This window comes from Kosakonia sp. BYX6, assembly GCF_038449125.1.
GTDB classification, from domain to species: domain Bacteria; phylum Pseudomonadota; class Gammaproteobacteria; order Enterobacterales; family Enterobacteriaceae; genus Kosakonia; species Kosakonia calanthes.
Genome location: NZ_CP151800.1, coordinates 3,946,817 through 3,965,636 on the forward strand (window position 1 = coordinate 3,946,817; position 18,820 = coordinate 3,965,636).

Annotated in this window: 16 protein-coding genes; 4 read left to right on the forward strand and 12 right to left on the reverse strand. The window is 54.4% G+C overall.

What is annotated here, in order from left to right; translation table 11 throughout:
- Nucleotides 1-90: 90 nt before the first annotated feature.
- From lspA to ribF, 3 genes are read right to left on the reverse strand one after another with little or no spacing between them, the layout of a single operon-like run.
- On the reverse strand, nt 91-591 hold the full coding sequence (lspA, locus tag AAEY27_RS18500) for a signal peptidase II (protein WP_342322267.1): 501 nt from the start codon (nt 589-591) through the stop codon (nt 91-93).
- A complete protein-coding gene (gene ileS / locus AAEY27_RS18505; protein ID WP_342322268.1) occupies nt 591-3,407 on the reverse strand; it encodes an isoleucine--tRNA ligase in 2,817 nt (938 codons plus the stop codon). The genes lspA and ileS overlap by 1 nt, the downstream gene beginning before the upstream one ends.
- Nucleotides 3,408-3,452: 45 nt before the next feature.
- On the reverse strand, nt 3,453-4,394 hold the full coding sequence (gene ribF / locus AAEY27_RS18510; protein WP_342322269.1) for a bifunctional riboflavin kinase/FAD synthetase: 942 nt from the start codon (nt 4,392-4,394) through the stop codon (nt 3,453-3,455).
- A gap of 326 nt (nt 4,395-4,720) precedes the next feature.
- Here ribF and rpsT point away from each other — a divergent pair, with 326 nt between their 5' ends.
- A complete protein-coding gene (gene rpsT / locus AAEY27_RS18515; protein WP_342322270.1) occupies nt 4,721-4,984 on the forward strand; it encodes a 30S ribosomal protein S20 in 264 nt (87 codons plus the stop codon).
- A gap of 47 nt (nt 4,985-5,031) precedes the next feature.
- Here the strand turns inward: rpsT and nhaR are convergent, their stop codons facing one another.
- The 4 genes from nhaR to dnaK all read right to left on the reverse strand — a co-directional run bounded on the left by nhaR (nt 5,032) and on the right by dnaK (nt 10,429).
- On the reverse strand, nt 5,032-5,931 hold the full coding sequence (gene nhaR / locus AAEY27_RS18520) for a transcriptional activator NhaR (RefSeq protein WP_342322271.1): 900 nt from the start codon (nt 5,929-5,931) through the stop codon (nt 5,032-5,034).
- Between the two features lie 24 nt (nt 5,932-5,955).
- Entirely contained in the window at nt 5,956-7,119 is a 1,164-nt protein-coding gene (nhaA, locus tag AAEY27_RS18525; protein WP_342322272.1) for a Na+/H+ antiporter NhaA, read from the reverse strand.
- A 165-nt stretch (nt 7,120-7,284) separates the two neighbouring features.
- Nucleotides 7,285-8,430, reverse strand: a complete 1,146-nt coding sequence (gene dnaJ / locus AAEY27_RS18530) for a molecular chaperone DnaJ (protein WP_342322273.1) — start codon at nt 8,428-8,430, stop codon at nt 7,285-7,287.
- A gap of 85 nt (nt 8,431-8,515) precedes the next feature.
- Nucleotides 8,516-10,429 carry a molecular chaperone DnaK gene (gene dnaK / locus AAEY27_RS18535; RefSeq protein ID WP_342322274.1) on the reverse strand — a complete coding sequence of 638 codons (1,914 nt, stop codon included), beginning with the start codon at nt 10,427-10,429 and terminating at the stop codon, nt 8,516-8,518.
- Between the two features lie 297 nt (nt 10,430-10,726).
- Here dnaK and satP point away from each other — a divergent pair, with 297 nt between their 5' ends.
- Nucleotides 10,727-11,293 (forward strand): acetate uptake transporter, encoded by a 567-nt coding sequence (gene satP, locus AAEY27_RS18540; protein WP_342322275.1) that lies wholly within the window; start codon nt 10,727-10,729, stop codon nt 11,291-11,293.
- A gap of 44 nt (nt 11,294-11,337) precedes the next feature.
- On the opposite strand, the gene AAEY27_RS18545 is transcribed toward satP, so the two are convergent.
- From AAEY27_RS18545 to tal, 3 genes are all read right to left on the reverse strand, one after another.
- Nucleotides 11,338-12,645 carry an MFS transporter gene (locus AAEY27_RS18545; RefSeq protein WP_342322276.1) on the reverse strand — a complete coding sequence of 436 codons (1,308 nt, stop codon included), beginning with the start codon at nt 12,643-12,645 and terminating at the stop codon, nt 11,338-11,340.
- A gap of 125 nt (nt 12,646-12,770) precedes the next feature.
- A complete protein-coding gene (gene mog, locus AAEY27_RS18550) occupies nt 12,771-13,358 on the reverse strand; it encodes a molybdopterin adenylyltransferase (RefSeq protein ID WP_342322277.1) in 588 nt (195 codons plus the stop codon).
- Between the two features lie 108 nt (nt 13,359-13,466).
- Complete coding sequence (gene tal / locus AAEY27_RS18555; protein ID WP_342322278.1) at nt 13,467-14,420, reverse strand: transaldolase; 954 nt, start codon at nt 14,418-14,420, stop codon at nt 13,467-13,469.
- Between the two features lie 299 nt (nt 14,421-14,719).
- On the opposite strand from tal, the gene AAEY27_RS18560 reads away from it, so the two are divergent.
- Complete coding sequence (locus AAEY27_RS18560) at nt 14,720-16,156, forward strand: alanine/glycine:cation symporter family protein (protein ID WP_342322279.1); 1,437 nt, start codon at nt 14,720-14,722, stop codon at nt 16,154-16,156.
- 74 nt (nt 16,157-16,230) lie between these two features.
- Nucleotides 16,231-17,004, forward strand: a complete 774-nt coding sequence (yaaA, locus tag AAEY27_RS18565; protein WP_342322280.1) for a peroxide stress protein YaaA — start codon at nt 16,231-16,233, stop codon at nt 17,002-17,004.
- Between the two features lie 36 nt (nt 17,005-17,040).
- Here the strand turns inward: yaaA and AAEY27_RS18570 are convergent, their stop codons facing one another.
- Both AAEY27_RS18570 and thrC read right to left on the reverse strand, forming a co-directional pair.
- On the reverse strand, nt 17,041-17,337 hold the full coding sequence (locus AAEY27_RS18570) for a DUF2502 domain-containing protein (protein WP_342322281.1): 297 nt from the start codon (nt 17,335-17,337) through the stop codon (nt 17,041-17,043).
- A gap of 195 nt (nt 17,338-17,532) precedes the next feature.
- The gene (gene thrC, locus AAEY27_RS18575; RefSeq protein ID WP_342322282.1) at nt 17,533-18,819 is read right to left on the reverse strand and encodes a threonine synthase; all 1,287 of its coding nucleotides are present in this window, start codon (nt 18,817-18,819) and stop codon (nt 17,533-17,535) included.
- Between the last annotated feature and the right edge of the window lies 1 nt (nt 18,820).

Here is an 18,820-nt window from a genome sequence, read left to right on the forward strand (position 1 = left end):
TTAGCGATTGCAGTGCCCGGTTACATGTTGATTGCCGGATGGCGCTACGCTTATCCGGCCGACGAACCGGGCCTACAACGCTTTGTTGGCTTACGCCTGTTTTTTCACTGCGGCAGAAGGCAAGAAACCTTCCAGCACTATCAGCGCCGCACCGATACAAATTGCGGTATCAGCAAGATTAAAGGTAGCAAAATGCCAGTCGCCCATATAAAAATCGATCATATCGACGACAAAACCATGCCACAGACGGTCGAACAGGTTACCCAGCGCGCCACCGATAATCAGCGCATAAGCGATGTTATTCAGTTTTTGTGACGCTTTGGCGCGATACATCAGCACCGCCAATACAACACAGATACCAATAGCGATACCCGCGAAGAACCAGCGCTGCCAACCGCCGCTGTCTGCCAGGAAACTGAATGCCGCACCGTAGTTACGTGCATAGTGCAAATTAAGCGATGGGAACAGCGACACTGTATCCCCCAGAGCGAAGTTCTGGAGGATCAGGTACTTACTGCCCAGATCGATAATCAGCACTACTACCACCAGCCACAGCCAGCGCAGCCCTGTTGAAAAGATCGGTTTACTCATCAGGCAAACTTACGTTTTTCGCCGTCACCGGCGACGTTGCTGACACAGCGTCCGCAAATATCTGCGTGTTCCGCCACCTGGCCGACATCGTTGGTGTAGTGCCAGCAGCGCGGGCATTTATCACCTTCGGCTTTGCTCAGGGACACTTTCAGCCCTTTGAGCAGCTCGCTCTGCTGCGCATCCGCAGAAGCGCTGGCATAATCCTCAACTTTCGCCCCGGAGGTCAACAGGACAAATCGCAATTCATCGCCCAGCGCGGTCAGCTTCGCCGCCAGCTCCGGCTCTGCAAACAGCGTCACCGCCGCTTCCAGAGAACCGCCCACTTTCTTGTCGGCACGCGCCTGTTCGATAACCTTGTTCACTTCGCCGCGCACTTTCAGCAGTTCGTCCCAGAAGTCATCGTTCATCGCTTCGGTTTCCGCCAGGCCAAACAGACCTTCGTACCACTCGCCGGTGAAGACGTATTTCTCGCGGTCGCCCGGCAGGTAACCCCAGATTTCATCTGCGGTGAAAGACATGATCGGCGCCATCCAACGCACCAGCGCTTCACAGATATGGTATAGCGCAGTCTGGCAGCTACGGCGCGCCACACTGTCTGCTTTCGCGGTGTATTGGCGGTCTTTAATGATATCGAGGTAGAACGAGCCCATTTCGATGGAGCAGAAGCGCATCAGACGCTGCACCACTTCATGGAAGTCATAGGATTCGTAAGCTTTCAGGATGTCGTCCTGCGCCGCTTTTGCACAGCCCACAGCCCAACGATCCAGCACCACCATCTCTTCCGGTTTCACCATGTCTTTTGCCGGATCAAAGCCGTTGAGGTTCGCCAGCAGGAAACGCGCGGTGTTACGGATACGACGATAGCTGTCGGCAGCACGTTTCAGGATCTCGTCGGAAACCGCCATTTCGCCGGTGTAATCAGTAGAAGCCACCCACAGACGCAGAATGTCCGCGCCGAGTTTGTTCATGACATCCTGCGGAGAAACGGTGTTACCGATGGATTTGGACATTTTGCGCCCTTGACCATCAACGGTGAAACCGTGAGTCAGCACCTGGCGGTATGGCGCTTTGCCTTTCATCGCCGTAGAGATCATCAGCGAGGACATAAACCAACCGCGATGCTGGTCAGAACCTTCCAGATACATGTCCGCAGCGTGACCGGAGAATTCCGGGCGCACATCCACAACGGATGCATGGGTCGAGCCGGAGTCGAACCAAACGTCCAGCGTATCCGGCACTTTTACATAGTTGTCGGCGTCGTCACCCATGATGTCGCGCGGGTCGAGATCCCACCAGGCCTGGATACCGTCGATTTCAACGCGTTTGGCAACGGCTTCCATCAGCTCCAGCGTGCGCGGATGCAACGCTTCGGTATCTTTATGTACAAACAGGGACATCGGTACGCCCCACGTACGCTGACGGGAGATACACCAGTCAGGACGGTTAGCGACCATGGATTCAATACGCGCCTGGCCCCAATCCGGGATCCACTGCACGCCTTTAATTTCTTGCAGCGACTGCGCGCGCAGGCCTTTCTGATCCATGCTGACAAACCACTGCGGGGTAGCACGGAAGATGATCGGCGTTTTGTGACGCCAGCAGCACGGGTAGCTGTGCTGGAGCTTCTCGACGTGCAGCAGCGCGCCTTTTTCCGCCAGCAGCGCGACCACAATATCGTTCGCTTTGAAGACGTTCACGCCATCAAGCGTCGGGTAGGTTCCCGGCAGATAAGTGCCGTCCGGGCCAACCGGGTTCGCGGTTTCCAGACCATATTTCTGACCGATAACATAGTCGTCCGGGCCGTGACCTGGCGCGGTGTGCACCGCACCGGTACCCGCATCCAGCGTAACGTGATCGCCAAGGATCGCCGGTACGTCGAAATCGAGGAACGGATGTTTAAAGCGCAGCAGCTCTAACTCAGCACCGTTTACCGTACCCAGCACGGTGTAATCGGTGATGCCAGCGCGTTTCATCACGCTATCGACCAGATCTTTCGCCAGGATCAGCGCCTGACCTTCAACCTGGACCAGCGCGTAGTCAAACTCTGGCGACAGGGAGATCGCGCGGTTAGCCGGCAGCGTCCATGGTGTGGTGGTCCAGATAACCAGTGAGATCGGGCCATTAACCGAGGCAACGCCGAATTTGGCTTTTACCGCATCCGCGTCAACGGCGTGAAACGCCACGTCGATGGACGGAGAGGTTTTGTCGTAATACTCAACTTCCGCTTCCGCCAGCGCGGAACGACAGTCTACGCACCAGTGCACCGGTTTGGCACCTTTAAGCAGGTGACCGTTGCCGATGATTTTGCCTAACGCGCGAATGATGTTGGCTTCAGTTTTGAAGTCCATGGTCAGGTACGGGTTAGACCAGTCGCCCAACACGCCCAAACGGATAAAATCTTTGCGCTGGCCTTCAACCTGCGTGGCAGCGTATTCGCGGCATTTGGCGCGGAACTCGGCAGCGGTGAATTTCTCACCCGGCTTGCCATATTCCTGCTCCACTTTCAGCTCGATCGGCAGACCGTGGCAATCCCAGCCCGGAACATAAGGCGAGTCAAAACCTGTGAGTCCTTTGGACTTCACAATAATGTCTTTCAGAATCTTGTTAACCGAGTGACCAATATGAATGCTGCCATTCGCATAGGGAGGGCCATCATGCAGAATGAAGGTTTTTTTGCCTTTTTTCGCGGCACGGATGATGCCGTACAGGTCATCATCAGTCCAACGCGCCAGCATTCCCGGTTCGCGTTTGGCGAGATCGCCACGCATTGGGAACCCTGTTTCCGGCAAATTCAGGGTAGATTTATAGTCACTCATCAGATTCTCGGTTCCGTATTTCGGTTTGATTAATACCACCAGGCCTTAAGAAGCCGGTTTAGATAGCCCAAAAAACTCGCGGGCCGCTACCTCATCTCGGGCGATTTGCGCTTTCAATTCATCGAGGGAGGCAAATCGCTGCTCGTTGCGTAATTTTTTACGCAGTACTACGTCTATATGGCGACCATAAAGGTCCATTACAACATCCAGCAGATGGACTTCCAGTTGCTGACGCACGCCAGCGACTGTTGGGCGAGTACCGATATTGGCAACGCCGGGAAGGACAGTATCACCCAGTCCAGCCACTTCTACCGCATACACCCCTTTGACCGGGGAGACCTGACGACGCAGCGGTAAATTCGCCGTCGGGAAACCTATGGTGCGACCCAGTTCATCACCGTGCACAACACGCCCGGAGATGCTGAACGGGTGGCCCAATAAATTTTCAGCCAGCTCGAGGTTGTCATCCGCGAGCGCCTGGCGCACCGCAGTGCTGCTCACGCGCGCGCCGCTTTCACAGAAGGTTTGCGTACTGGTGACGTCAAAGCCATATTTCTGACCGGCCTTCTGTAATAACAAGAAATCCCCCTGGCGACCAGCGCCAAAACGGAAATCATCACCGACTGCGAGAAATTTCACACCGAGGCGATCGACCAGCAGATCGCTGACAAACGTTTGTCCGGTCAAGGCCGCAAAACGGCGATCGAAACGCACACAGAGCACATAGTCAACGCCGCAACCGGCCAACCAGCGTAGCTTTTCACGCAGCCTTGTCAGGCGCGCAGGCGCTTTTTCCCCAGCGAACAGCTCCAGCGGTTGCGGTTCAAAAATCATCACGACCACCGGAAGGCCGCGGGCGCGCCCTTCCGCGCGAAGCCCTTGTAACAATGCCTGGTGACCGCGATGCACGCCGTCGAAATTACCAATAGTCAGCACACACCCTTGCGGTGCCTGGCTGAGATTATGTATGCCGCGTATCAGCTTCATGTCTGGCTCAAAACAGTGAAAATCGTCGGATTATACCTTGTACAGCGGGCGACGTTAACCGACGATTGCCTTAACGCTGCAGAAAGGAGAGGGATTTCATCGGGCTGTCTTTCGCTGGCGTGAAAATCTGGCTCTGATAGCGATTTTTCTGGTGGAAAAGCTGTATTCGTAAGAAGCAAGCTGTTAGAATCCTGCGCCATCACTACGTAACGAGCGTCGTATCTTAACGGCGCTTATTTGCACAAATCCATTGACAAAAGAAGGCTAAAAGGGCATATTCCCCGGCCTTTGAATTGTCCATAAAGATCATATTTGGGAGTTGGACCTTGGCTAATATCAAATCAGCTAAGAAGCGCGCCGTTCAGTCTGAAAAGGCTCGCAAGCACAACGCTAGCCGCCGTTCAATGATGCGTACTTTCATCAAGAAAGTTTACGCAGCAATTGAAACTGGCGACAAAGCCGCTGCGCAAAATGCATTTAACGAAATGCAACCGATCGTGGATCGTCAGGCCGCTAAAGGTCTGATCCACAAAAACAAAGCAGCGCGTCATAAAGCTAACCTGATCGCGCAGATCAACAAACTGGCTTAATCGCTAATTTGTTGGCTTTGTGAAAAAACCCGCTTCGGCGGGTTTTTTTATTTCTGCTCCAGCGCGAACAGCGACGAGTAATCACGCTGGCAGATACGCTGCACCGCCGGATGCTGAATCATTCGTTCTGCGAATATCGCGTGATACTCCTCCAGCACGTTTTCCACTCTCCCGATTTCCACTACTCGCTCATCGGCGTAAAAATCGCTGGCGTACGATGTCGGTGCGACGAAGATGGCATTATGCGCTGCGCCAAACGCCTTCATTAGCGCCGCGTCGTCAAACTCGCCTAAGATTTCAACCTGCAATCCCTGCACGTTAAACCAGTTCAGCAATTTACGCCCCAGCATTGAGCGGCGGCCGGGGATTAATAAGCGGCGCTCTTCCAGGCAGGCCGGAAACGGTTTTTGCGGTGCGGGGTTACAGCACCAAAAGCTGACGCTGCATTCGCCGATTTTCACCGAAAACAGCCCTTCCTGCTGCGCAGAATCAATCGGGCAATCGGAGATGATCATATCGAGTTTGTGCTGGCTTAACTGTTCCAGCAGTAACTCGTGGGTGGATTCAAAACAGCGCAGGTGGATCGGCTCCCCTTCCTGCACTGCAGCATCCAGAATCCTACTGACCAGCCGCTTGGAGAGCGCATCCGCGACGCCGACATCAAACAGCAAATTCGCCTCTTTGCGGTAGTTGATGATGTCGAGCATCTCCTGGCTCAAGGTGAACATTTTGTCCGCATAGCGAAACACCAGCTCGCCCAACTCCGTTGGCTCCAGCCCCCTGCCCTTACGTTTAAAGAGCTTGCCCTGCAACCGCTCTTCCAGCGCTTTGATTTGCCCGGTGATGGTTTGCGGCGTCAGGTAGAGCGCTTCCGCCGCGCCAACGACGGAGCCTTCCCGGTAGACATGCCAGAAATAATACAAGTGGTTGTAATTGATATACGACATAACGCTTCACCCTTTGCCTTGCCACTAAGCGCGGATGACGCGCGTGCGCAACAGTGAGTAACCGGCAACGGCGGAGATAATCGAGCCGGTGAGGATACCCAACTTGCTCCAGGCAACCATCTCCGCATGTGCGTCGCCAAAGGCCAGCGAAGAGATAAATATCGACATGGTAAAGCCGATACCGCACAGCACCCCCACGGCCATGATTTGTTTGAAGACCGCGCCCTGCGGCAACCTTGCCATTTTCAAACGCAGCGCCAGCCAGCAGAAGAGAGAGATGCCCAGCGGTTTACCGATAACCAGGCCAGCAATGATCCCGAGAGGCAGCACATCGGTGAGGCCGGAGAGCGACATTCCATTCAGAGAGACGCCGGCATTGGCGAACGCAAACAGCGGCAGGATCAGCCATGCCACCCACGGGTTAATCGCGTTGACCAGTTGATGCAATGGCGACACGCCATTTTTCTCCCGCAGCGGGACAAAGAATCCCACAACCACACCCGCGAGAGTCGCATGCACGCCGGATTTCAACACTGCCGTCCATAGCACAACGCCCACCAGCATATAAAGACCAATGCGCCGGACGTTACAGGCATTCATGATGGCCAACACAGCAATGGCAGCGGCAGCAACGCCGAGCGCCATTGTGGAGAGGTCGCTAGTATAAAACAGCGCGATGATAACGATCGCGCCCAGATCATCAATGATCGCCAGCGCCATCAGAAACACTTTCAATACGGGAGGAACACGGTTGCCCAGTAGCGCCAGCACGCCCAGCGCAAAGGCGATGTCGGTGGCCGTTGGGATCGCCCAACCATGGCTCGCCAGCGGATTATGAAAATTAAACAACAGGAAGATCAGTGCCGGAGCAACCATGCCGCCGAGCGCCGCAATGACCGGGAACACCGCCTGTTGGCGGCTGGCAAGCGTGCCCTCGACCAGTTCATATTTCACTTCCAGGCCGACCATCAGGAAAAATATCGCCATCAATGCGTCATTGATCCACAGCAGCATATCTTTCTTGATCTCAAGCGACCCGACCTTGAGTTCGACGGGGGTCTGTAAAAAGGAATGGTATAAATCCTGCGTTATTCCGAGGTTGGCACACAACATGGCCAGTACTGCTGCGATGATAAGCACAATACCGCCCGAGGCGTCACTGCTAAAAAAACGTTGCAACAACTTCATTTGATTCTCCCGATCCCTGTTTCGTCGTGGCGGCTATCTTACGCCGGCCTACAGTTCGATAAAATCAGATTATTGTTGAGGGTAAGCTCCCTTTTTCCGAATGATGAAAAAAGGCAAAAAAAGACCCGGCGAGAGCCGGGCCTGATTACGCGTCGTGATGCGTGATTAACGCGTCAAATCATCAAAGAATTTTTTCACGCCGTCGAAGAAGCTTTTGGAGCGCGGGCTGTTGTTTTCACCCGTCGGGCCACCAAAGCTATCTTGCAGATCTTTCAACAGTTGCTTCTGTTTTTCATTCAGACCGACCGGCGTTTCCACGACAACACGGCACAGCAGGTCGCCCTGCGCACCGCCGCGTACGGATTTCACACCTTTACCGCGCATGCGGAACAGTTTGCCCGTCTGTGTTTCGGTCGGCACTTTCAGCTTCACGCGGCCATCGAGCGTCGGCACTTCGATTTCGCCGCCGAGCGCCGCCATGGCAAAGTTGATCGGCACTTCACAGTACAGGTTGTTACCTTCGCGCTCGAAAATCGGGTGCTGTTTCACCTGCACCTGAACGTACAGATCGCCCGCTGGTGCGCCGTGTTCGCCCGCTTCGCCTTCGCCGCTTAAACGAATGCGATCGCCGGTGTCCACACCCGCCGGAATTTTAACGGACAGGGTTTTGGATTTTTCAACGCGACCGTGACCGTGACATTTGTTGCACGGATCCTTAATCAGCGTACCGCGTCCCTGGCAGTGCGGACAGGTTTGCTGCACCGCGAAGAAACCCTGACGCATCTGCACCTGGCCGGAACCGTGACAGGTCGGACAGGTCTGCGGCTGCGTGCCCGCTTTGGCGCCGCTGCCGTGGCAGATGTCGCACTCTTCAAGCGTTGGGATGCGGATCTCTTTGGTCACGCCGCGAACCGCTTCTTCCAGCGTCAGATCCATGTTGTAGCGCAAATCCGCGCCACGCGCTGCGCGCTGACGTCCACGGCCACCGCCGAAGATATCGCCAAACACATCGCCGAAAATATCGCTAAAGTCCGCGCCGCCACCAAAACCGCCGCCGCCGAACCCACCGCCGCCCATGCCGCCTTGCTCAAATGCCGCATGACCGTACTGATCGTAAGCCGCACGTTTTTGGGCGTCGGTCAGGACTTCATAGGCTTCTTTGATCTCTTTAAACTTACCTTCGGCCTCTTTATCGCCCTGATTGCGGTCCGGGTGATATTTCATGGCCAGGCGTTTGTACGCCTTTTTGATTTCACGCTCTTCCGCTGTTTTCGGAACGCCTAAAATCTCGTAATAATCTTGCTTCGCCATCGGTTTATCTGCCCCTTAACATACGAGCACGGGCGTGGAGAAAACCCCGACGCCCGTGCTGGTTATCTACCCTGCATCAGGGCGATTATTTTTTGTCTTTAACTTCTTCGAACTCGGCGTCGACAACATCGTCGTCTTTCGCGTTGTTCGCGGAAGCGTCAGCGCCCGCCTGCTGCTGTGCGTGCTGCTGCTGTGCGATTTCCAGCAGTTTCTGGGAAACCTGCGCCAGCGCCTGCATTTTCGCTTCGATTTCAGCTTTGTCTTCGCCTTTCAGCGCAGTTTCCAGCTCGCTCAGCGCAGACTCGATAGCGGTTTTGTCTTCTGCCGGCAGTTTATCGCCTGCTTCTTCAACCTGCTTACGGGTGCTGTGCAGCAGATGGTCGCCCTGGTTACGTGTTTGCACCAGCTCTTCGAACTTACGGTCAGATTCAGCATTCGCTTCCGCGTCGCGAACCATTTTCTGGATTTCGTCTTCGTTCAGACCAGAAGATGCCTTGATGGTAATCTTCTGCTCGCGGTTGGTATTCTTGTCTTTCGCAGAGACATGCAGAATACCGTCGGCGTCGATATCGAAGGTTACTTCGATTTGCGGCATACCGCGCGGAGACGGGTTGATGCCATCCAGGTTGAATTGACCCAGCGATTTGTTATCGGACGCGCGTTTACGCTCACCCTGCAGCACATGGATGGTCACTGCAGACTGGTTGTCTTCCGCAGTAGAGAACACCTGGCTGTGCTTGGTCGGGATGGTGGTGTTTTTGTTGATCAGCGCCGTCATTACGCCGCCCATGGTTTCGATACCCAGCGACAGCGGGGTAACGTCCAACAGCAGAACGTCTTTGACTTCGCCAGTCAGAACACCGCCCTGAACCGCAGCACCGATAGCAACGGCTTCGTCCGGGTTAACGTCTTTACGCGGCTCTTTCCCGAAGAACTCAGCCACTTTTTTCTGCACCATCGGCATACGCGTCTGGCCACCGACCAGAATCACGTCGTTGATGTCAGATACGGACAGGCCCGCATCCTGCAGCGCAACTTTCAGCGGCTCGATAGAACGGTTCACCAGGTCTTCCACCAGGCTTTCCAGTTTCGCGCGAGTCACTTTAATGTTCATGTGTTTCGGACCGGTCGCGTCTGCGGTGATGTACGGCAGGTTCACGTCGGTCTGCTGTGCGGAAGAGAGTTCGATTTTCGCTTTCTCTGCCGCTTCTTTCAGGCGCTGCATTGCCAGCGGATCGTTACGCAGATCGATACCCTGATCTTTCTTGAACTCTTCCACCAGGTAGTTAATCAGACGGCTATCGAAGTCTTCACCACCCAGGTGGGTATCACCGTTGGTTGCCAGAACTTCGAAGGTTTTTTCACCGTCAACTTCATCAATTTCGATGATAGAAATATCAAAGGTACCGCCGCCCAGGTCGTATACCGCGATAGTACGGTTGCCGGTTTCTTTATCCAGACCGTAAGCCAGCGCAGCCGCTGTCGGTTCGTTGATAATACGTTTGACTTCCAGACCGGCAATACGGCCAGCATCTTTGGTCGCCTGGCGCTGTGCATCGTTAAAGTATGCCGGTACGGTGATAACCGCTTCAGTTACCGGTTCGCCCAGGTAATCTTCAGCCGTTTTCTTCATTTTTTTCAGCACTTCAGCAGAGATCTGCGGCGGTGCCATTTTGGTGCCTTTTACATCAATCCATGCGTCACCGTTGTCGGCGGCGATGATTTTGTACGGCATGATAGATTCATCACGCTGGACTTCTTCGTCCTGGAAGCGACGGCCAATCAGGCGTTTGATCGCAAACAGGGTGTTTTGCGGGTTCGTCACTGCCTGACGTTTAGCCGGCTGACCTACCAGAGTTTCGCCATCCTGTGTGTAAGCAATAATTGAAGGCGTGGTGCGATCGCCTTCCGCATTCTCAAGCACGCGCGCCTGAGTACCATCCATAATGGCTACACAAGAGTTGGTTGTCCCAAGGTCGATACCAATAATTTTACCCATCTAAACGTCTCCACTGAAAATTCGTCATCATGTGCTCGTGAACCTGTAATAAGGGCGAAACGTGCGGTTTCAACTACCTTATGGCTTTTTTTTCAGATTCACCGACTGCGGTTGACTACAACATGGGGTCACTACGCGTCTCATCAAGGGGGAGCGATAAAAAATATTTTAATTTACACCTGTTCAGATCATAGACAGGTTAATTAGCCCTAATTATGATGCCGCGCCTCGCCTGCTCATTTTTGACGCGGTGCGATCATTTATCTTTTTTTCTTACTTGATTTATTTTGAGGAATTATGGGCAACACTAAGTTGGCTAATCCGGCTCCGCTGGGCTTAATGGGCTTCGGCATGACCACTATTCTGCTTAACCTGCACAATATTGGTTTATTCCCGATGGATGGCATTATCCTGGCAATGGGCATTTTCTATGGTGGTATCGCGCAAATCCTCGCGGGCCTGCTTGAGTACAAAAAAGGCAACACATTTGGTTTAACCGCTTTCACCTCTTACGGTTCTTTCTGGTTGACGTTGGTTGCTATTCTGCTGTTTCCGAAAATGGGTCTCACGGATGCGACAAACGGCCATTTCCTGGGCGTTTATCTGGGTATCTGGGGCGTGTTTACGCTGTTTATGTTCTTCGGCACACTGAAAGGCGCACGCGCGTTGCAGTTTGTCTTCCTGAGCCTGACCGTGCTGTTTGCGCTGCTGGCGGTTGGTCACGTGACCGACAACGAAAGCATCGTTCATGTCGCGGGCTGGATCGGCCTGGTATGTGGCGCCAGCGCCATTTATCTGGCGATGGGCGAAGTGCTGAACGAGCAGTTCGAACGCACAATTTTGCCGATTGGCGAAAAGCACTAATCCCCGCGTTGAACAGTAAAACGGAGCCTTTCGGCTCCGTTTTTTTATGACTGCTGTACCGGTCTTTCTAACACCTGATCGTCATGATAGATGTCCTGGCGCAGCCAGATCCCCAGCGCCAGACCAATCAGCGACAGCGCCAGCACATACCAGGCCGGCGCCATCGGCGAGACGCCCATTAACATGGTGACCGCAATCGGCGTCAACCCACCGAAAACAGCGTATGAAACGTTGTAAGAGAAAGAGATGCCGGTGAAACGCACTTCCGCCGGGAACGCGCGCACCATCACATACGGTACCGCGCCGACAACGCCAACGCATAACCCCACCACGCCATACAGCATAAACAGTTGTTCAGGGTGGCTGCCCACCAGGTGATAGAAGAACCAACTAGAGCAGGCGAGCAAAATGCTGCCGACAATAAAGGTGCGGCTCGCGCCAAACTTGTCGACCAACAGCCCGGCGGCCAGGCAGCCGAAGCACAGCATAACGGTGGCGACACTGTTGGCCTGCAATGTTATTGCGGGCGCGAAACCATACTGTTTTTGCAGCCAGACGGGCGACATCAGAATCACCACCACAATGCCTGCGGAGAGTAACCAGGTCAGTAGCATTGATATCACCACGGCTTTTTTGTGGTTCAGCACCACCGATTTCACCGGCAACTCTTGCGCCAGCGCTTTACGCTGCTGCATTTCCAGGAAGATCGGCGTTTCCCGCAGCCAACGGCGCAGATACATAGCCACCAGGCCAAAAACCCCGCCCAGCAGGAACGGGATTCGCCAGCCGCCATCGTGGATCCCCTGCGCCGTCATGCTGGTGTTGACCAGCGTCGCCACAACAGAACCCAGCAAAATCCCGACCGTTAAACCCGCTGTCAGCATGCCACACGCAATACCGATACGCCGCGCCGGAACATGTTCGGCAACAAACACCCACGCGCCAGGTACTTCACCACCAATCGCCGCACCTTGCAGCACGCGCATTAACAGCAGCAACAGCGGCGCGATAATGCCCATTGAGGCATACGTCGGCAGCAGGCCAATCGCCAGCGTCGGCAAGGCCATCAGCAGAATGCTCAGGGTGAACATCTTTTTGCGCCCGACCAGATCGCCAAAGTGCGCCATCACAATCCCCCCCAGCGGACGTGCCAAATAACCGGCGGCAAAAATACCGAAGGTTTGTACCTGTCGTAGCCATTCGGGGATGTCAGCGGGGAAGAATAATTCACCGACCACGGCGGCGAAAAAGACGAAAATGATGAAGTCATAAAACTCCAGCGCCCCGCCGAGTGCGGCGAGGGTCAGCGTTTTATAATCTTGTCTGTTCAGAGGGCGTGTGTAGTTTGACATAGCGAACCGTTTGTAAAGAGGAGTGCTGATTTAATTTTTACACATTATGTAAAGTAAAAATGACTATACCGTAAATGAATCAACACGCCAGAGCTGGTGCCGTTTATGTCAGAAAAGCACTGCTTTTAGGATAATGTTTCGCGTTTTGCACTTTTTGGCCGGAAAGATGCTACAATCTGCGGATCGGTTTCCACATATGGCCCGTCAAGCAGCTGTACACAATACGGTACACTGGCAAAAATGCCTGGCACTTTCACTTCGCCGCTATCGGTTTTAACCCCTTCCAGCGTCTCTTTGATCGACTTCGGCTGACCGGGCAAATTGAGGATCAGCGCTTGTTTACGAATCACGCCCACCTGGCGCGAGAGAATGGCGGTAGGAACGAAGTTGAGGCTGATTTGGCGCATCTGTTCGCCAAAGCCCGGCATTTCGCGATCGGCAACCGCCAGCGTGGCATCCGGTGTCACATCACGGCGCGCTGGCCCGGTGCCGCCGGTCGTGAGCACCAGATGGCAGCTCATCTCATCCACTAGCTCGCATAACGTTTGCTCGATAATGCTCTGCTCATCGGGAATCAAGCGGGTTTCAATCTGAAAGGGTGTGGTGAGCGCCGTTGCCAGCCACTCTTCCAGTGCGGGCAAACCTTTGTCCTGATAAATGCCGCTGGAAGCGCGATCGGAAACCGAAACTAAACCAATGCGTAGTGTGTCCATAAATCATTCCGTTCTAAAAAAATCATTTCCGAAATGATACACGCTGAGGGGAAAGGCAAACAGAGGAGAGAGAAGAAGCGTGACCGGGAACCCGGCCACGCCTGATGATTACAGCAGATCGCCGATCATTTTTTCCAGTTTTTCCTGGTCAACGGCAAACTTACGGATACCGTCCGCCAGTTTATCTACCGCCATTGGATCCTGGTTGTGCTGCCACAGGAATTCCGCTTCGGTGATGCGCTCCGGACGCGCTTTCACGTCACCGGTGTAAGCCAGTTTGCGCTCAATCGCGCCTTCACTTTCAGACAGCTCTTTCAGCAGCGCCGGGGCGATGGTCAGGCGGTCACAGCCAGCCAGTTCAATGATTTCGCCGGTGTTACGGAAGCTTGCGCCCATAACCACGGTTTCATAACCGTGTTCTTTGTAGTACTGGTAAATTTCGGTCACAGACACCACGCCCGGATCTTCTGCCGGCGCGTACTCTTTCTTATCAGTATTGGTTTTGTACCAGTCAAGGATACGGCCAACAAACGGGGAGATCAGGAATACGCCCGCTTCAGCACAGGCACGCGCCTGAGCGAAGGAGAACAGCAGCGTCAGGTTACAGTTGATGCCTTCTTTTTCCAACTGTTCAGCGGCACGAATGCCCTGCCAGGTGGAAGCCAGTTTGATCAGGATACGATCGTTGCTGATGCCCGCATCGTTGTACATTTTGATCAGGCGTTTGGCTTTCGCGATAGACGCTTCGGTGTCGTAAGAGAGGCGTGCATCCACTTCGGTGGAGATACGGCCCGGGATCAGTTTGAGGATTTCCAGACCGATGTTAACGGCCAGGCGGTCAGTCGCGTCAACAACCTGCTGAGCGCGATCGCTGCTCTGAGCGCGAGCCCAGCTCACAGCTTCATCAATCAGTTTACGGTATTCCGGGATTTGGGCAGCGCCAAGAATCAGAGAAGGGTTGGTTGTAGCATCCTGCGGCTGGTACAGCTTCATTGCCGCGATATCTCCAGTATCAGCCACGACTGTTGTGTACTGACGCAGGGAGGTCAATTTATCCGTCATGATAATGTTTCTCTTTAAACGATACCCTGAATAAATCCCATAAAGACCGATGACGCATTTGCGGCTTGTTAACCACAAATGCTGCCAGCGCACCTGAACGAGAAGTATGACGAGTATACTTGTTAGGGGGATGTAACCGGTCTGCCCCGATGATAACACGACGTACTGCCAGCGCAACCGCAGACAATGCTGCGAAAATTGTATGGTAAACTCCCCAAATTAATTGCCTGCGAAGTGATGTGCTTACCCTAAAAGCTTCGTCACAGGCCAGATCCACGGCATAAACAAGAGGGATGTTAATGCCAGAATTTTTCTCGTTTATCAGTGAAATTCTTTGGGGCTCATTGATGGTATACCTGCTGGCGGCGGCAGGTATCTGGTTCGCGTTTCGCAGCCTGTTTGTCCCCTTCCGTTTCATTACCGACTTCGGTCAAAGTCTGAAAAGCAGCCGTACCGCCCAGCGCGGTGCGCTTTCGTCTTATCAAGCGTTATGCCTGAGCCTTGCGACCCGTCTGGGTAACGGGAATCTGGCGGGTGTGGCCTTTGCGCTAACGTCCGGCGGCCCCGGCGCGATTTTCTGGATGTGGGTTTCGGCGATTATCTGCATGGCGACAAGCTTTGCGGAATGTTCGCTGGCGCAACTCTATAAAGAGCGCGACGCCAATAACCAACTGCGCGGCGGCCCGGCGTGGTATATGGAACGTGGGCTGGGCATGCGCTGGATGGGCGTGCTGTTCTCCGTTTTCCTGCTGCTGACTTATGGCCTGGTGTTTAACACCATCCAATCCAGCGCGGTATCCCATGCGATGAATTACGCCTGGCACATTCCAGGATTTGTTACCGGGCTGGTGCTGGCGGTGGGTGCTTTTCTGGTAATGCTCAAAAGGTTGAAAACCGTTGCTCGACTTATGCAGTGGATGATCCCAACGATGGCGCTCGCCTGGCTGCTCGTCAGTTTCGGCGTCAGCCTGTGGCACGCCGATCTGCTGCCCGCAGTCTTTTCGAGCATCATTAAAAGCGCCTTCGGCTGGCAGGAAGCGGCGACCGGAACCATGGCTTACACCTTGAGCCAGGCGATAACCAGCGGGTTTCAGCGCGGCATGTTTGCTAATGAAGCCGGTATGGGTTCGTCACCCAATGCGGCCGCCATGGCGGCTTCCTCGCCGCCGCACCCTGTCGCGCAGGGCATTGTGCAGATGATTGGCGTACTCACCGACACGTTTTTGGTGTGCACCGCCAGTGCGCTGGTATTGCTGCTTTCGGGCGTCGTACCGGCGAATGGCGCGTTTGGCGGCACACAGTTGATGCAACAGGCGATGGTGTCGCTGACCGGCACTTGGGGCGCGGGCTTCGTTGCCTGCATCGTTGCCCTGTTTGCTTTTACCTCGATCGTCGCGAACTACCTCTATGCGGAAAACAACCTGATCTTTTTACGCTGCAACATCCAGCGCAATATTTGGCTGCTGCGTATGGCGGTGCTGTTGATGGTGCTGCTGGGGTCCACCATCAACTTGTCGCAAATTTGGCATATTGCCGATGTCGTGATGGCGTTAATGGCAATGATTAACCTGACGGCGATTTTGTTACTCTCGCCCGTTATTAGTGTGTTAGCGCGGGATTATCTGCGCCAGCGCAAACTTGGCGTTGTACCGGTGTTTGATCCACAGCGCTACCCGGAAATTAACCGGCAACTGGCGCCAGGTGCCTGGGATGAACGCCCTCCTTCGTCGCGCTAATCGCAACTATCGATCAAGTCTGTTGGTTTTTTTGCTAAAGTCAGCGGAATTTTCTCGCACAGCAAGGACTGAGTATGCTGATTTTAATTTCACCTGCTAAAACACTCGATTACCAAAGCCCGCTGGCGACCACGCGTTTTACCCAGCCGGAACTGCTGGATTATTCACAGCAACTGATTAAGACCGCCCGCAAACTCTCCGCGCCGCAAATCAAAGCGCTGATGGGGATCAGCGACAAGCTCGCCGACCTGAACGCGACCCGCTTTCATGACTGGCAGCCGGATTTCACGCCGGAAAATGCCCGCCAGGCGATTCTGGCATTCAAAGGCGATGTCTATACCGGTTTGCAGGCTGAAACCTTTAGCGAAGCGGATTTCGACTTCGCCCAGCAGCACCTGCGGATGTTATCTGGTTTATATGGCGTGCTGCGCCCGCTGGATCTGATGCAACCTTACCGCCTCGAAATGGGCATCCGCCTTGAGAATGCCAAAGGCAAAGATCTGTATCAGTTCTGGGGCGATGTGATCACCAATAAGCTGAACGACGCCATTACCGCGCAAGGCGACGAGATCGTGGTAAATCTGGCATCCGATGAATATTTCCGCTCCATTAAAATGCAGAAGCTGAAGGCGCAAATCATCAAGCCAGTGTTCCTTGATGAGAAAAATGGCAAATTCAAAGTGATCAGTTTCTACGCCAAAAAAGCGCGCGGGCTGATGAGCCGTTACATCATTGAGCACCGTTTGACGAAACCTGAGCAGTTAACGGGGTTTAATAGCGACGGGTATTTCTTTGATGAGGAAGCCTCTGCACAGGGCGAATTGGTCTTTAAACGTCACGCGCAGTAAGCGCTACCCTCTCCCGGGCGGGAGAGGGTAAGAAGGTTATGGATGGCGGTGCCAGTCCCGATCCGGGCCGTCATGGCGATCATCGTGACGATCGCGGTGGTCATCATGGCGGTCGTCAAAATGGCCGTGCGGCTGCCAGCGGTTTTCACGCCAATCGTAGTGTTTTTGCCACCAGCCATGGTCGCGCCAGTGGCCGCCATCCCAATAATTACCGCTGTTATCGCGGTCGCCGATTTGCAGTTTCACCGCCGGCACAAGGGTGATTTCTGCGGCCTGAGCCGCCAGCGGAGCCACCAACATCATAGAAAGCGCTAACATCACAGGTTTCAACATAGGTTACTCCTTTGCATCATCTTGCCCGTTATGGGCCGATGTAAGGAGAGTATGCAAAGCCGGTTGAGGTTGTTATTCTCCGCAATCCTAATCTCTGAACGCCCGCATTTATTGGGAATCCCTACGTTTTTCCTGCCAGATCTCCACATAATCTCTCCCTGATTCCCCCACTTGTGGGCAGGGGAACCAGAGAAATTACGCTTTGCTCATCATCAACTGGCGTAACGCAGCGAAATCCGCCGGTAAAGAGTGCGACAGCAGCGGCAGATCCGCACGGTCTGCCAGCTCTTTTGGCAGCGGCAGCGATTCACCGAGGATCGCTTCCACGCTCTCTTTGAACTTCGCCGGATGCGCTGTACCGAGGAACAAACCATACTCGCCCGGATGCAGCTGATCGCGCAGCGCCCGGTACGCCACGGCGGCATGCGGCTCAGAAACGTAGCCTTTGTCTTTCAGCTCGCGAATCGTGCCTTTCGTGGTTTCGTCGTCCACGGCGGCATAACCCAGTTCATTCAGGCGCCAGATTTTACGGCGGAAAATCTCTTCAACGCGCGGCCAGTTGTTCGGCTGGCTAACATCCATGGCGTTCGACAGCGTAGCCTGCGTCGCTTTTGGCTGCCATTCGCCCGCTTTCAGGAAGCGCGGAACGGTGTCATTGGCGTTGGTCGCGGCGATAAAGCGTTTCACCGGCAGACCCAAAGACTTCGCCAGCAGGCCGGCGGTTAGATCGCCGAAGTTGCCACTTGGCACTGAAACCACCAGCTGATTGCGCGCTTCTTGCGGTAATTGAGCAACCGCTTCGAAGTAGTAGCAAATCTGCGCCAGCAGACGGCTGATGTTGATAGAGTTCGCCGAGTTCAGACCCAGCGCGGTTTTCAGCTCTTCGTCGTCGAAGGCTTTTTTCACCAGCGCCTGGCAAGCATCGAAGTCCGCGTCGATCGCCACGGTTTCGATATTGCCGCCCAGCGTACAGAACAATTTTTCCTGCAACGGGCTGATTTTGCCCTGCGGGTAGAGGATCACCACGCGGACGTTTTTCATGCCGAAAAACGCATGCGCCACCGCTGCGCCGGTATCACCGGAGGTTGCAGTCAGAATCGTCACCGGTTTATCGCCGCTGATCGCACTCAGCATCTGCGCCATAAAACGCCCGCCGAAGTCTTTGAACGCCAGTGTCGGCCCGTGGAATAGCTCCAGGCAGCCGATGTCACTTTCCACTGGCTGAACCGGCGCCGGGAAAGCGAAAGCGGCGCGAACACGGGCTTCCAGTGCATCTTGCGGAATTTCGTCGCCGATAAACGCAGCGAGGATTTTCGCGCTGCGGGTGACGAAATCCTGGTTCAGCATGTCGTCGATTTCGGTCAGGTTAAATTCCGGCAAATCGTGCGGGAAGAACAGCCCCTGATTTTTGCCCAGCCCCTGCGTTACGGCCTGCGCAAAGCTGACCTGCTCATTGTGATCTTTTAAGTTGTAGAGTTTCATT

What these genes read in the sequence shown, in the direction of transcription:
- AAEY27_RS18545 (WP_342322276.1), bottom strand. Translation starts at nt 12,645, where the DNA reads ATGTCAAACTACACACGCCCTCTGAACAGACAAGATTATAAAACGCTG.
- nhaR (WP_342322271.1), bottom strand. Translation starts at nt 5,931, where the DNA reads ATGTCGTATATCAATTACAACCACTTGTATTATTTCTGGCATGTCTAC.
- lspA (WP_342322267.1), bottom strand. Translation starts at nt 591, where the DNA reads ATGAGTAAACCGATCTTTTCAACAGGGCTGCGCTGGCTGTGGCTGGTG.
- mog (WP_342322277.1), bottom strand. Translation starts at nt 13,358, where the DNA reads ATGGACACACTACGCATTGGTTTAGTTTCGGTTTCCGATCGCGCTTCC.
- dnaJ (WP_342322273.1), bottom strand. Translation starts at nt 8,430, where the DNA reads ATGGCGAAGCAAGATTATTACGAGATTTTAGGCGTTCCGAAAACAGCG.
- yaaA (WP_342322280.1), top strand. Translation starts at nt 16,231, where the DNA reads ATGCTGATTTTAATTTCACCTGCTAAAACACTCGATTACCAAAGCCCG.
- nhaA (WP_342322272.1), bottom strand. Translation starts at nt 7,119, where the DNA reads ATGAAGTTGTTGCAACGTTTTTTTAGCAGTGACGCCTCGGGCGGTATT.
- AAEY27_RS18570 (WP_342322281.1), bottom strand. Translation starts at nt 17,337, where the DNA reads ATGTTGAAACCTGTGATGTTAGCGCTTTCTATGATGTTGGTGGCTCCG.
- satP (WP_342322275.1), top strand. Translation starts at nt 10,727, where the DNA reads ATGGGCAACACTAAGTTGGCTAATCCGGCTCCGCTGGGCTTAATGGGC.
- tal (WP_342322278.1), bottom strand. Translation starts at nt 14,420, where the DNA reads ATGACGGATAAATTGACCTCCCTGCGTCAGTACACAACAGTCGTGGCT.
- dnaK (WP_342322274.1), bottom strand. Translation starts at nt 10,429, where the DNA reads ATGGGTAAAATTATTGGTATCGACCTTGGGACAACCAACTCTTGTGTA.
- thrC (WP_342322282.1), bottom strand. Translation starts at nt 18,819, where the DNA reads ATGAAACTCTACAACTTAAAAGATCACAATGAGCAGGTCAGCTTTGCG.
- ileS (WP_342322268.1), bottom strand. Translation starts at nt 3,407, where the DNA reads ATGAGTGACTATAAATCTACCCTGAATTTGCCGGAAACAGGGTTCCCA.
- ribF (WP_342322269.1), bottom strand. Translation starts at nt 4,394, where the DNA reads ATGAAGCTGATACGCGGCATACATAATCTCAGCCAGGCACCGCAAGGG.
- AAEY27_RS18560 (WP_342322279.1), top strand. Translation starts at nt 14,720, where the DNA reads ATGCCAGAATTTTTCTCGTTTATCAGTGAAATTCTTTGGGGCTCATTG.